Annotated in this window: 9 protein-coding genes; 1 reads left to right on the top strand and 8 read right to left on the bottom strand. The window is 67.4% G+C overall.

Annotated elements, in window-relative coordinates; all coding sequences use genetic code 11:
- Nucleotides 1-14 precede the first annotated feature (14 nt).
- The 6 genes from HD600_RS07890 to HD600_RS07865 all read right to left on the bottom strand — a co-directional run bounded on the left by HD600_RS07890 (nt 15) and on the right by HD600_RS07865 (nt 11,353).
- Nucleotides 15-6,119, bottom strand: coding sequence for an Ig-like domain-containing protein (locus HD600_RS07890; RefSeq protein ID WP_184282797.1), 6,105 nt, complete (start codon nt 6,117-6,119; stop codon nt 15-17).
- 117 nt (nt 6,120-6,236) lie between these two features.
- Entirely contained in the window at nt 6,237-6,809 is a 573-nt protein-coding gene (locus tag HD600_RS07885) for a DNA-3-methyladenine glycosylase I (RefSeq protein ID WP_184282796.1), read from the bottom strand.
- A 44-nt stretch (nt 6,810-6,853) separates the two neighbouring features.
- Nucleotides 6,854-8,914: an acyl-CoA dehydrogenase family protein gene (locus tag HD600_RS07880; RefSeq protein WP_184282794.1), complete on the bottom strand. Its 2,061-nt coding sequence runs from the start codon at nt 8,912-8,914 to the stop codon at nt 6,854-6,856.
- A gap of 146 nt (nt 8,915-9,060) precedes the next feature.
- Entirely contained in the window at nt 9,061-9,876 is an 816-nt protein-coding gene (locus tag HD600_RS07875; RefSeq protein WP_184282792.1) for a MetQ/NlpA family ABC transporter substrate-binding protein, read from the bottom strand.
- A gap of 29 nt (nt 9,877-9,905) precedes the next feature.
- Entirely contained in the window at nt 9,906-10,577 is a 672-nt protein-coding gene (locus HD600_RS07870; protein ID WP_184282790.1) for a methionine ABC transporter permease, read from the bottom strand.
- Nucleotides 10,577-11,353: a methionine ABC transporter ATP-binding protein gene (locus HD600_RS07865; protein ID WP_184282788.1), complete on the bottom strand. Its 777-nt coding sequence runs from the start codon at nt 11,351-11,353 to the stop codon at nt 10,577-10,579. Before HD600_RS07865 ends, HD600_RS07870 begins: the two co-directional genes overlap by 1 nt.
- Nucleotides 11,354-11,428: 75 nt before the next feature.
- Here HD600_RS07865 and HD600_RS07860 point away from each other — a divergent pair, with 75 nt between their 5' ends.
- Nucleotides 11,429-11,845: an OsmC family protein gene (locus tag HD600_RS07860; protein ID WP_184282786.1), complete on the top strand. Its 417-nt coding sequence runs from the start codon at nt 11,429-11,431 to the stop codon at nt 11,843-11,845.
- Here the strand turns inward: HD600_RS07860 and HD600_RS07855 are convergent.
- Both HD600_RS07855 and HD600_RS07850 read right to left on the bottom strand, forming a co-directional pair.
- Nucleotides 11,838-12,926, bottom strand: coding sequence for an HTTM domain-containing protein (locus HD600_RS07855; RefSeq protein ID WP_184282784.1), 1,089 nt, complete (start codon nt 12,924-12,926; stop codon nt 11,838-11,840). The genes HD600_RS07860 and HD600_RS07855 overlap by 8 nt on opposite strands.
- Nucleotides 12,913-13,707, bottom strand: a complete 795-nt coding sequence (locus HD600_RS07850) for a DUF5819 family protein (protein ID WP_184282782.1) — start codon at nt 13,705-13,707, stop codon at nt 12,913-12,915. Before HD600_RS07850 ends, HD600_RS07855 begins: the two co-directional genes overlap by 14 nt.
- Between the last annotated feature and the right edge of the window lie 27 nt (nt 13,708-13,734).

The raw sequence follows: 13,734 nt of genomic DNA, 5'->3' as shown, positions 1-13,734 counted from the left end.
CCGCGTGGGGGGGGCTACGGTCTCGGCCAGAAGTTCTTCTCGGTGTCGACGCTGCCGCCCCAGTTCTGGATGTCGACCCAGACGTTCACGCCGTCGCGGCCCTTCCAGCAGCTGAGCTGCGTCGACCCACTGCCGTTGAAGTTCACCGTGTGCACGAATGCCGTGCCGATCAGGCCGGTGTCGTTCCAGCAGCTGACCTTCTTGGACCCGATGTCGAGGTTCTCCCAGTGGACGACGAATTTCCGGCACCCGTTCACGCAGCCGTTGCCGGCCGCATCCCCCTGCGTGACCCACACGCGAGGCTGAGGAGGATCGTTGGTCGTCGCAGATGCACTCGCGGATGACGACCATCCGGCCGCATTGTGCACCTGCACCTCGATGGCCCAGTTCTGCGAATAGCCGTTGCCGACCGTGCGCGAACTGCTCGCGGCGACGGACTCCCAGCCGCCCCAGTTGCCGTTCTGGTTGCGGATGCGGATGCGGGTCTGGTCGATCGCCGCGCCGTTGTTCCCGTTGTTGCTCCAACTCAGGGTGACGTTCTGACCGTTGTTGCGGGCGCTCGCGTTTGGCTGCGGCGGGATGCCGAACGGCTTGACAGTGTTCGAACGCGCGGACTCGGCACCTGTGTAGCTTCCGGTGCCGGTGTTGGACAGGGCACGGATCTGCACGTTGTAATCAGTGCCGTTCGTCAGCCCGCCGATCGTGCGGTTGGTGAGGTTCTGCCATCCACCGCTGTTGAGGCGGTACTGGTAGGTGATCTCACCAGCCCTCGCGCCGTTGCGCTGATCCGCCGTCAGCGTGTAGTTGTCGGCGATCGTGATCTGGCGATCACCGGCCGTGATCGACGGCGTGTTCGGCGCATCGGGGCGGACCGCGCCGCGGCGCTCCGCCGACGGCGAGCTCCACTGGCCCCATCCGGCCTTGTTGTGTGCACGGATGATGTAGGTGTACCCCTCCTCCGCGGTGGCCACCGTCACGGCCTGGCTCGTCTGCCCTGCGGCGGGCTCCAGCGTGCGCACGGTGGAGCCGCCGCGCAACACCTGCAGTTGATACCCGTCGATGTCCGCACCGTTGTTGTTGGGAGCGCCCCACGTGACCTGCATCTGCGCCTGATCCCCGACCGGCGACAGTTCCGCCGTCGTCGGGGCCGCAGGCTGCAGCGGCGGCCCTGCGGGGACCTCCCCGAGCGACCAGCCGCTCCACGAGGACGGCTCCGGCGCACGGTTCACCGCCTGCACGCGCACCTGGTAGGACGTGCCGTTCTCCAGCCCCTCCCAGGTGAGGGAGTTCCCCGTCACGCCGGTCTTCTCCGTCACGCCGGACGGCGGCGCGGGAGAGATCTGCAGGTTGAACGACTCCACGGGCGAGCCGGGCGTCGTCGGCGTCTTCCACGCGACCTTCAGCGACTTGTCGCCGAAGACGAGCGTCGGCGGGATCGGGGTGTCCGGTCGCGCGTCCGGGCGTGCGACCTCGGACGCCCCCGAGGGCTCCGAGTCGCCGACACGGTTGGTCGCGACGACCTGGAACGTGTACTCGACATTGTTCGTCAGGCCGTCCAGCGTGCACGTCGTGGATTCGCAGCGCTTGGTGTACGCGCTGCCCGATGTGCTCGTGACGGTGTAGTGGGTGATCTCCGCGCCGTTGTTCGACGGTGCGGAGAACGACACCACGACGGTGCGGTCCTGCACGCTCGTCACCTGCGGACGCCCCGGCGCCTCCGGCACGCCCTGCACGGTGACCACGACGCGGCCGTCGACACGACGGTCGGAGTCCTCCGTCGCATCCTCGATCGTGTACCGGACCACCAGCGTGCCGACGAAGTCGGCGCTCGGGGTGACCTGTACCTGATCACCCTGCACGCTCGCCGTCCCGGACCCGGACTCCGGCGATGCGGAGACGAGCTTCAGCGGCGTCTCCGGGAACGGGTTGAAGTCGTTGTCGAGGACGGGGACTGTAATGGTCTTGCCCTGATCCGCCTCCGCGATGGTGTCGGTGTTCGCCGTGGCCAGCGCCCGTGTCGACGCGCCCACACGGACGATGACGGTGCCCTCGATCGGTTCGGTCTCGCCGTCGGAGACGCGGATCGTCAGCGTCTGCGCCGTCCCCTTCTTCGCGTTCGACGCGGCCTCGACCGAGAGGGTCGACCCATCGATGCGGGCCGAGACGCCGCCTCCGGCACTTCCCTGGAGCGAATAGGTGTGCGTGCCTTCGTCCTCCGGGTCCGGGTCCGAGGTCAATGCGGCGAGGTCGAGGGTCGTGGCATCCTCACCGGGCGCGACGTCGACCTCGCCCCGCGTGAACATCGGCGGCTGGTTGTCGGGCGGGAGCACCGTGATCGGGATCGTCAGAGTGGCCTTGCGACCCTCTGGGTCGTCCGGGCCGGTCCCGTCCGTGACCTCGAACGAGATGCCGTCCTCGCCGAAGTACCCGTCGGCGGACGTGTAGACGAGCGTGCTGCCGTCCTTGACGAGATCCGAGCCGTCGGAGTGGGCCGCGGTCACCTTGGCGTGCTCGGTGATCGTCACCGAGCCGCCGCCGGCGACCGTGACGTACTCGTCCAGCGGCAGCTGCTTGGTCTCCCCGCTGACGACCGTGACCGGCTTCGTCGAGGTCAGTGCGGGACGAAGATCCTTCACGGACGGCACGAAGATGAACGCCGAGGTCGACAGGTCGTCGCGGTCCGTGAGGGTGTAGCGGATGAGCTGCATCTCCTCGCCGACCGTCACGCGGACCTTGCCGTCCTCGAGGAGTGTTCCGCCCTCGCCCACCTCGACCTCGAGGCCCTCCGTGGTGCCGTCGGGGTCTTCGTCGTTGGCGAGGATGTCGACGTCCGTGGTGAGTTCACCGTCGGTCAGGTCCGTCGGCAGCACGCGGTCGTCGCGGGCGATCGGCGCGAGCAGCGGCACGTTCTCGTCGACCGTGATCTGCAGGACCGCCTGCGCGGTGGCCCCACGTGCGTCGCTGATCGTGTACTGCAGCGAGGTCTCCACCGGTCGGTCGGGGGCCTGCACGAGAACGCGGTCACCCGACACCCGGGCGCTGAGGTCGTCGAGCTCCGGAAGCACGAGACCGTCCTTCACCAGTGCGATCTCGTCGCCCTCTGGGTCGGAGTCGTTGAGCATCACGGGAACGGCGATCTCACGTCCGGGGCGGACGACGACGGAGTCCTTGACCGCGTATGGCGCCTGGTTGACGTCCTCCGCCGGCGCGATGCCGACGCGGACGGTCGCCGTGCCCTCCTTGCCGAGCCGGTCTCGCACGCGGTACGAGAAGGTGTCGACGCCGGACGAATCCGCGTACGCCTCGTACACGAAGTAGTTCGCGGCGACCTCGGTGATGCGCCCCTTCTTCGGGCTGGATGCCGGCCCGATCAGCTCGACCGAGTCGCCGTCGGCGTCGATGCCGTCCAGTGGCACCGCGATGTTCGCGATGCTGCCGCTGAGCACACGCGTGGTGATGTCCTGTGGGCGCGGAGCGGCGTTGTCCTCCTGCTCCGGCACGATCTGGATCGTGATGTACCCGCCGACCTTGTTGCCTCGGGTGTCGGAGACCTCGTACGTGGCGTAGACGGTCTTCGCCTCCGGTCCCGCCTTGAACCGCACCGTGTCCTGCGAGACGAAGATCTCGCCGTCCTCCGGGTCGACGAACGGCTCGATCAGCTCGGGCTCGAGCGTGAGCGCATCGCCGATCGGGCTCGTGTCGTTGTCGAGCACGGGGATCGTCACGACGTCGTTGACGCGCACGACGGCCTGGTCAGGGCTCGCCACCGGCGGCAGGATCTTCTCGGGCGCGGGGATGGGAATGACCACCACCTCACCCTCGGCGGTCTTCGATCCGTTCGAGATGCGGTACGAGATCTGCACCTGCTGGTCGAGCGCACCCTGGTCGCCGATGCGGAGCGATTCATGGTTGAGGACGGACACGGAGATGCCGCTGCCCGGCTCGACGCTCACCGACTGGACGACGAGAATGCCACCCGAGGGGTCGGTGTCGTTGTTCAGCACACCGAGCAGCACCTCGCCGCCGGTCGGCAGCAGGGCGACATCGCGCACGGCGATCGGCGGCAGGTCCTGCTCGGCGGCATCCGTGACGTCGATGCGCACGATGCCGGGGACACCGTTCGGCCCTGCGGCGACCTCGTAGAGCACGTAGTAGACGCCGGGCGACGGGGCGGTGAACGAGAAGGTCTTGTTCGGGTAGTCGGGGACGATCGTCGCACCGGGCGTCTCGTCGCCGTTCACCCGGGTGAGTCGGAGCGGTTCGCGTCCGGAGCTCGAGTCGTTCGCCAGCGGCGAGACGGTCACCTGCTCGTTGACGCGCGTGATCACGTGGTCGGCGTTCGTCTTGGGGAGGGTGGAACCGGCGGGACGCACGTCGAGGATGAGAGTGCCGGACGCGATCTCGCCGAGCGCATCGGCGACGGAGATCTGGACCTCTTTGCGGCCCTGGAGGCTCGCGGTCGCGCGGTACGTGATCTGGCCGTCCGTGGTGAACTCGACCTCGTCGCCGGGGGCTGCGACGACCTCGCGCAGATAGATGTCGTCGCCCTCGGGGTCGATCCAGTCCGGCAGGACGTTGTACGAGACGGTGCCGCCCGTCTCGATCGCGAGGGTGGTCGTGCGCTTGGCCTTGGGGGCGGAGTTGGTGTCCCAGTCCTTGACGGTGAGGTTGACGGTGGCGGTGTCCTTGCCGCCGCGTCCGTCATTCGCCTCGTACATGAAGGATGCCGTCCCCGACGCCTTCTCGTCGACGGCGATCTGCAGCGATCCGCCATCGTAGATCGGCTGCACCGTGCCGATGCTCGGCTGCTGTTCGGCGACCGAGGCGACGAGGACGTCGCCGTCCGCGTCGTTGTCGTTGTCGAGAACCGGGAGCGCGGTGGTCTGGCCCGGTCGCACCCCGTAGTCGTCGTCCTCGGCGATCGGCGGGGTGTTGACCTCGGTGCGGACGGGCAGGGTGGTCTCCACCGTCTCCTCGGTGGTGTCCTCCTCGTCTTCGGTCTCCCCCTCCGGCGGAGTCAGATCGTTCCAGTTGTCGACCTGCTGCAGGCTCTCGTCCGCGAGCCACGCGGCGCCGCTGACGGTGTCGTTGAGGAGGATGACGTCGCGGTTCACGCGGAAGGTCAGGGTCGTCGCCCCGTCCACGCCGTCGATCGCCCGGCGGACGTCGTCGCCGTCGCCGGGGCACTCGCGCACGAACTGTGCTGACCCCGCCCACGCGCCGTAGCTGCAGCCGAGGAGTGAGACCGGCGCGGCCGGGGTGCCCTGTCCCCCGGCGCTCGTGGCCGTGGGCTCGCCCCCGTCCAGCGGCACCTGCAGAAGCTGCGAGGCGGTGGCCACCGTCACGCTGTCGGTCGCCACGGACGCGTACTGGAGCACGGCGCTGTCGGCCTCGGTGATCTCGGTGCGGAATCCACCGGGGCTCATCACTGCGCTGTCCGCGGGCGACAGGACCACGGGGGTGTCGCCGACCGCCGTGATGGTCGGCGCTGCGGACGTGTCGAGCTCGCCGAGGGACGCCGTCTCCGGCTCGAGCGCCTCGCCCTGCGGGTCGACGGGAACGGTGACGACCTCGGCGCGGTCACCGGCGAGAGCGTACACGGTACCGTCGGCGCCGACGGTCACGTCCGAGTTCTTGCCGAGTTCGACGAGCGGGTCGGCGCCCTGGAACTCGAAGCCGGCGATGCCGGAGACGGGGAGGACCCACAGGTCACCGGAATCGGTGTCGAGGACGGCGGCCGTGTCGGATCCCAGCGCGACCTTCGCGGCGCCCGGGATCGTCGTGCTGTCGCCGAGGGAGACACGTGCGGGGTCGACGGCGGTGAGGGTGGCGTTGGTGCGGTCGGTGACGAGGATCGTCGACTCATCCTGGAGGATGTCGAAGCTCTCCCCCGTCGTCCGCAGGCCGCCGTCGAGAAGGGTCGATTCGTTGTTGAAGTGGCCCACCATGAGAGCGGAGGACTTCGTGATCCAGACACCACCGTCGTTCAGATCGACCTTGGTGGTGGGGTTGCCCTCATACGCGTAGGCGAGCGTTCCGATGGCGACGATTCCCGCCGTGACCGCAGCGATCGATGCCGCTGTCTTCGGCTTCGCGCGCAACCATGACAGCGCCTTCATCTCGGTTTCCCCCCCGGTACCTTCATGAGTGTGCGTCCGACCTCAGAGGGGCCGGGCGCACCGGTACATACTAACCGCGATGCAAAAATCGGTCGAAGGGTAGATATACCCATGCGGTCAGGTGTAGCGCCAGCATCCCTCGACGTGGTCGTCGACCATACCGGTCGACTGCATGAGCGCGTACATGGTCGTCGCACCGACGAATCGGAACCCGCGCGCGCGCAGCGTCTTGCTCATCGCGGTCGACTCCGTCGTCACGGCCGGCACATCGTCGAAGGACTTCGGTCGCGCTCTCTCGCGGTCCGGAGCGAACGACCACATGAGCTCATCGAGCTCCCCGTCGCGCATCCCTGCGACCAGGCGCGCGTTGCCGATCGTCGCGAGGATCTTCGCGCGGTTCCGGATGATCCCGGCATCCGTCATCAGCCGCTCGACGTCATCCTCGTCGAAGGCGGCGACGCGCTCCGGGACGAATCCGTCGAACACTTCGCGGAAGCGCGGGCGCTTGCGGAGGATGGTGATCCAGCTGAGCCCGGCCTGGAAGCCTTCGAGCGACATCTTCTCGAACAGCGCGCGGTCTCCGTGCAGCGGGACGCCCCACTCCTCGTCGTGGTATCGCTGGTACTCGGCATCCGTCCCGACCCACGCGCAGCGCGCGCGGCCGTCGGCGCCGGTGAGGAGTGAGCTCATCCCCTCAGCGTACGCAGCCGCGCCGACATCCCCTGGTCCGGGACTCAGCGGTTCTTGGCTGCCGCCTTGAGTGCCTTCTCCGAGACGGGCGCCTGGCCGGATGCCGCGAGGTTCGCGTAGTACTCGCGCGCCTCGTCCTGGCGGCGGGCCTCCGCACCGCTCGCGATGGGAGCGCGCACGTGCTCCGGCTCGTAGCCGAACGCGTTCACCAGGTCGAGGGCGTGCGGCCGCAGCCGAAGGCAGAGCCGGTCGATGTAGCTCGAGACGGCAGCGGCGCGCTGGGTGGAAAGGCGACCGTTGATGATGTGCCAGGCGAGGTGCTTCTCGATGAGCTGCAGGCCGAAGAGGTCCCGCAGCCACGTGAGCACCTGTCGGGTACTGTCGTCCGGGACGCTGTTGACGGCATCCGTGAACGCCTCCCACTGCAGCAGCTCGCCGTGTGCGCGGGCCGCCTCGATGAGGTCGGCCTGGTTCTCGTTGAAGAGCTTCTCGCCGAGGACCTTGTCCTTGCCCGCAGGGCGGAGGCGGCCGGCGATGTCGGCGACCATCTGCTGCACGCGGTCGGCGAGCAGTTCATGCTGCTGCTCGGCACGCAGACCGTTCTCGACCGAGCGGGCGGTCGAGCCGAAGTCGGCGATGTTCTGCCCGAACCTGCGGAGGCCGGCGCCGTGGAACACCTTGCCCGCGGTCTGTCCGACGGCGTACTTGGCGAGCGCTGCGGCATCCTTGTCCTTGAACTGCTTGGCGAAGTCGGTGAGCAGTCGCTTGCCGACCAGCTGGAGCAAGACGTTGTTGTCGCCCTCGAAGGTCACGTAGATGTCGAGGTCCTGACGCAGGCCCACCAGGCGGTTCTCGAACATGTAACCGGCACCGCCGCACGCCTCGCGCGCTTCCTGGAGCGTGTCGAGCGCGTGCCAGGTGGACAGCGGCTTCAGCGCCGCGGCGAGGGTCTCGAGGTCCTCACGATCGTGCGGCGTATCGGTGCGCCCCGAGAACACGCTGTCGAACTTCTGCAGGAACTCGTCGTGGGCGAAGATCTCCGCATACGTCGTCGCCAGCCGCGGCAGCAGTCGGCGCTGGTGCTTGCCGTAGTCGAGCAGCACGACCTCCTGGCCGTCGGCTCCGTCGAACTGACGACGCTCGTTGGCGTAGGTGACGGCGATGTGGAGGCCGAGCGCGGAGGCCCAGCACGCGGCGCCGTCGAGCGAGACACGACCCTGCACGAGCGTGCCGAGCATCGTGAAGAAACGGCGGCCGGGGCTGTCGATCGGGCTGGTGTAGTTGCCGTCGGCGTCGACGTCGCCGTACTTGTTGAGCAGGTTGGTGCGGGGGATGCGCACGTGGTCGAACGAGAGCCGTCCGTTGTCGATGCCGTTCAGGCCGCCCTTGAGGCCGTCGTCCTCTCGGGTGATGCCGGGCAGGTCGACGCCGTCGTCGCCGCGGAGCGGCACGTAGAAGCAGTGCACCCCGTGGTTGACGCCGTTCGTGATGAGCTGGGCGAACACCGTCGCCGCGATGCCATGCAGGGCGGCGTTGCCGAGATACTCTTTCGTCGCCGCGCGGAACGGCGTGTGGATGACGAACTCCTCGGTCTCGGGGTCGTAGGTCGCCGTGGTGCCGGCGGCGGCGACGTCGGAGCCGTGACCGATCTCGGTCATCGCGAACGCGCCGGGGATGGAGAGGTCCATGACACCCGGCAGCCACTTCGCGTGGTGCTCCTCGGTGCCGAGGTGCAGGATCGCCGAGCCGAACAGCCCCCACTGCACGCCCGACTTGATCTGCAGGCTGGGGTCAGCGGCCACGAGCTCCTCGAAGCCGGCGATGTTCGCACCGTTGTTCTCCTCGCCACCGAACTTCTTCGGGAACGCACGGTGGACGGCCTTGTTCTCGACGAGCAGGTGGAGCTGGGTGAGCACACGCTCGCGATGCTCGTCCTTGCCGAGGGAGTCGTCGCGCCAGAACGCCGAGTCCTTGATCATCTCGCGCGACTGCCGGCGCGTGTCCGCCCAGGTCCCGAGAAGGAGATCGTTGACCCGATCGACGTCGATTCGCGGCGTCGTGTCGGTCATGGAGTTCTGCGAAGTGCGGACGGCGGCGTCGACCATGGGGTTCCTCTCGACGAGAAGTCAGGATGCTTCAACGGTAGGACTCCTCCAACGAGCAGCAAAGCCGGATGTGCGCTTCCTCCAAACGCCCCGCCCTCCCTCGCCAGGGGCCATGTCGCCAGGGCACAGCGGGCGCAGCAGCCGCCTCAGAAGGCCGGTTCGATCGTGCCGTTGGACTCGATCACCTGGCGCACCTCGCCACTGGCGAACGCGGTCTTCAGCGCCTCGGTCGCATCGCTGTCGACGTCCTCCTCGCGCACGGCGACGTTCAGCACGAACCGGTCGTCGAGCTCGGCGATCAGGCCGTCCCGGTCGGGGGTGAGCCCCAGAGCGGCGATGTGGGACGGCCACTGGAAGACGAGGTCGGCCTCTTCGTACGCCGCATTGAGAGACGCGATGGGAACCTCGAGGAACTCGACGCCCTTCGGGTTCTCCACGATGTCGCCGACCGTGGCGGCGTAGGGGTCGACGGCCTCGTCGAGAGTGATCACGCCCTCGGCGTCGAGCAGCTTCAGGGCGCGGCCGAGGTTGGAGGAGTCGTTCGGCACGGCGACCGTGGCCCCCTCGGGGAGATCTCCGATGTCATCGAGGGTCTTCGAGTAGAAGGCGATCACGAAGTTGTACACCGGCTGGACGGCCACGAGGGATCCATCGTTCGCGGCGTTGAACTCCTGCATGTACGGCTCGTGCTGCGAGAAGTTCGCATAGGCGTCGCCGTCGTTCACGATGGTGTTCGCCGTGATGTAGTCCGACACTTCGACCAGCTCGATCTCGTAGCCGTCCCCGATCACTTCGCCGGCGGCCTCGACGACATCGGTCATCGGCGAGGTGACGGCGGCGACCTTGAGGACGACGGGGTCGGACGCGGCATCCGGATCCGCCGGCGCGGTGGCGGCGCATCCGGCGACGAGGACGGTGGCGCCGACGATCGCGGTGAGGATGCCGAGGCGGGAGATGCGCATGGTTACTGCTCCTTATACATATGTGTGGTCTAGCGGTGGTCGAGCCGCTCGGATGTTCGGTGGCCGACCGCCTGGATGACGAGCACGCAGACGACGATGATCGCGATCGTGATGTACATCAGTCCGTCGTTGTACTCCTGGTAGCCGTAGCGCATCGCGAAGTCGCCGATGCCACCGCCCCCGACGACGCCGAGCACCGTCGAATAGGACAGCAGGCTGATGGCCGCCGAGGTGAGCGCGTAGACGAGGCCGGAGCGCGCCTCGGGGAGGAGGATGCGCACGACGGACTGCATGTGCGTCGCCCCCATGGCGACGGCGACACGGGAGATGCCCGGCGGGATCTCTCGCAGGATCTGTTCGACGAGCCGTGCATAGATGGCCACCGCGACGAAGCACAGCGGGAGGGTCGCAGCCTGGGTGCCGAAACTCGTCCCCATCACCGCGCGGGTGAACGGGATGAGGAACACCACCAGTAGCAGGAACGGGAACGAGCGGACGATGTTGATGTACATGTTCGCGATCGTCCAGACCGCCCTGTTCTCGGCGATCGCACCGCGCTGGGTGAGGAACACCAGCGTCCCGAGCGGGAGCCCGATGAGCACAGCGGCAACGAGGGAGACGAGCATCATGAAGCCGGTCTCGGCCAGGGCTTGGGCGATGTCCTCTCCGTACTCCGCGAAGAGGTCTGCGAGCCAGGTCATCACATGAGTTCCCGCTTGACCTGTTCGTGATAGCTCGGCATCTCGCGCAGGTCGGCCTTCTTGACGGTGAAGAGCTCGCGCATGCGCCCGCCCTCGAGAAGCAGCGCACGATCGCAAATCGCCTTCACGACGTCGAGGTCGTGAGAGATCACGACGATCGTCGTGCCGAGCGTGTCCCGCGCGGCGCTCAGCACGCGGAGGATCTCCGCGCGGGTGCGGGCGTCCAACGACGACGTGGGTTCGTCGCACAGCAGCAGCGGTGGACGCGTGACGAGAGCACGAGCGATGCCGACGCGTTGCTGCTCGCCTCCGCTGAGTTCGGCAGGATAATGGTCTGCGCGGTGCGCGAGCCCGACGAAGGCGAGGATCTCGTCGACAGCGGCGCGCTCCTGGGCGCGAGTGCGGCGATTCGCCTCGCTGCCACGCGCCAGCTCGAGTCCGAGCGCGATGTTCTGTCGAACGGTCCGTCCACTGAGCAGGTGGATGCCCTGGAACACGACGCCGATGTCGCGGCGCAGAGCGCGCATCTCACGTCGCGTGCGACCCGCGACCGGCGCCCCCTCGACGAGGACCTGACCCTCATCGGCGGCGACGAGGCCGTTGATGAGTTCCAGCATCGTCGTCTTGCCGGCTCCGCTTTCGCCGATGACACCGAAGATCTCCTGCGGGCGGATCGTCAGATCGATGCCGCTGAGTGCCGGGGGCTGGTCGCGGCGCGTGCCGAAGCGCTTGGTGACGTCGACGAACTCGACCATCGCCGTGCCGGGAGAAACCATGGATGCCTGCCGCCCTCTTCGCTCGCGGCATCATCGCCTCGGAATTGGTGTACTGAGTCCAATTATAGTTGAGGGATGAGCATGAGGTACCGGACGCAGGCGATCAACAAAGACGGCGGCGAGGGCGAGACGTTCATCCCCGACGGTCTCGCGGTGGCGGTGTCGTCACCGCTGAACCCCGATCAGGACACGTCGGCGAGCAATCCGGAGCAGTTGCTGGCTCTCGCGTGGGCGACCTGCCTGAATGCGACCGCTCAGGTGATCGCGCCCACCGGGCGGCGCACCGCCGTCCGCGTCGAGGTGGAACTGCACGACGCCGCGGAAGGCGCCGGGTACGAGTTCCACGCCGACGCGTACCTGTCAGTCGAAGGCGCCTCTGCCGAGCAGACGGAGCAGGTGCTGGCGGCGTCACATGCGCGCTGCCCTGTCTCGAAGCTCTTGAAGGATGCCGCGACCGCGCGGGTGCACGCGGAGCCCTACGCGATCAGCTGACCGGGGTGGGGATCGGCTCCTTCGACGTGGACTCGTCGGACGCCGAGGCCTCCGACGGCGTCGGCGCCTTGCGCTCGGTGGATCGCGTAGACCGTCCGCCGCCTCGCGGCAGCATCCTGCCGACGAGGTCGTCAGCCCTGCGCCAGAGCGCCGTCGAGCGCACCCATCCAGTCACGCTCACCCACGTCTTGTCGCGGATGAAGAGCATGTCCAGGGCGATCATCGCCAGCGAGAACGGCCACAGACCGAGCAGCAGACCGATCCCTGAGTGCATGAACACGAGGGCCACGAGCACGAAGATCCGCGACGGACGCCACAACAGCGCGATCGGGAACAGGGTCTGCGACCAAAGCGCGATGAAGGTCGCCACGTAGATGAGCAGCGAGGACTGCCAGATCAGCTCGTTGACCATCGGGAAGACCATGAAAGCGTCGATGCGCAGAGAGTAGAAGAGCGCGGTGCCGGCCGGCCATGCCTCTCCCGTGAGCTTCCACACCCCGGACACCGTGTACACGACGATGATCTGGAAACAGCACAGCACCAGGGCGGCATTGTGCGCAGCGTTCCTGATGTGTGCCGGGATCCAGCGGCGCCGTGCCGACGAGGTGCGGCGGCGGCGATCGCGCAACCACGAGTCGACCGAGTAATGCGCGCTCAGGTTCGCGAAGACGAGGAACAGCAGGGTGATCCGGTAGAGCGTGTCCCCGCCGTTGAGCACGAAGCCGTTGTTCGATTGAAGGGATACCACGAGGATCAGCATGATCGGCGTGACGACCCGCGTGCCCAGCCCGATGGTGAACAGCACCATGAGGCCGATGAGGCCGAAGAACACCAGGTCGAAGAGGACGGGGTTGTCCTTGGGCAGGAGGACATCGAACGTCACGTAGCCTCGGCGGCTCGCTTCAGGATCGACCCAGAACGATGCCGCGCCCCAGATCATGGAACGATCTGCGATGCTCGGAACGACGGTCATAAGGAGACCGACCCCGAACAGGATGCGCAGGACGGCGAAACTGCGCAGATTGTGCTCCGTACTCGTGAGCCACCGCAGCCAGCGGTCGAAAAGATCATTCAGCTTCATTTGCGGCCCTCTCGAATGTGCCGACCGCGCCGTAGCGGTCGATGACTCCGCGGTACTGCGCGAGCACGTCGGGGTCGATGCTCAGGTTCGACTGCCGCCAGCCGAAGGTCCGCACGGTCGGGGTGAACTGCCGCTCGTCGTCGAAGCGGTGGGTGAAGTCGTTGGGCTGCTCGGTGATCACGCGCCACTGCACGCGCTCGATGTCTTCACCGAAGCCCGCCGTCGCGTACATCGTCGCGTAGCGCATGAGCATGTAGTCCACGCGGAGGAATCGGACGACGTCACCGTCGCCCTCGCCGAGGTCGGCGATGAGTTCCTCGACGGGGATCGGCCGGAAACCGCCGTCGCGCGCTTCGATGAAGGTGTCACGCACCCGCTCACGCTGTGCCTCGTCCAGCGCGAGGTAGCGCTTGAGATACGTGTTGGATGCGTTCCAGCTGTTTTTCTCGATGCGCGATGGCGCGAGGTTGCCCTTCACCGTGCGCTGCTCGATCTCGGTGATCGAGACCCACCCGCTCTTCACGAGCTCTCCACTGTCGTCACGCCACTGCGCGCGGATCTCGAACGTGCGGTTGCTCTTCAGGATGTCCGGAGCGAACACTCGCCAGTTCTGCGAGAAGTAGGGGAACGCGACGGTCTGGACTGCGCTGCGCAGCGGTGTGCCGCTGGGCGCGAAGATCAACGCGGTTCCTGCGATGACCACCAGGATGATGATTGTGGCGATGACGCCGGTCACTCGTGCGGACCTGCTCGGCGCCGATGGCGCGGCCTTGCTGTGCACCGGACTCCCTTGATTCTTCGTACAGCA

The sequence above is a fragment of the Microbacterium ginsengiterrae genome, from assembly GCF_014205075.1.
Taxonomy (GTDB): Bacteria; Actinomycetota; Actinomycetes; order Actinomycetales; family Microbacteriaceae; genus Microbacterium; species Microbacterium ginsengiterrae.
Note: the sequence above shows the minus strand (reverse complement) of the source record. Positions and strands in the feature narration are given on the sequence as shown.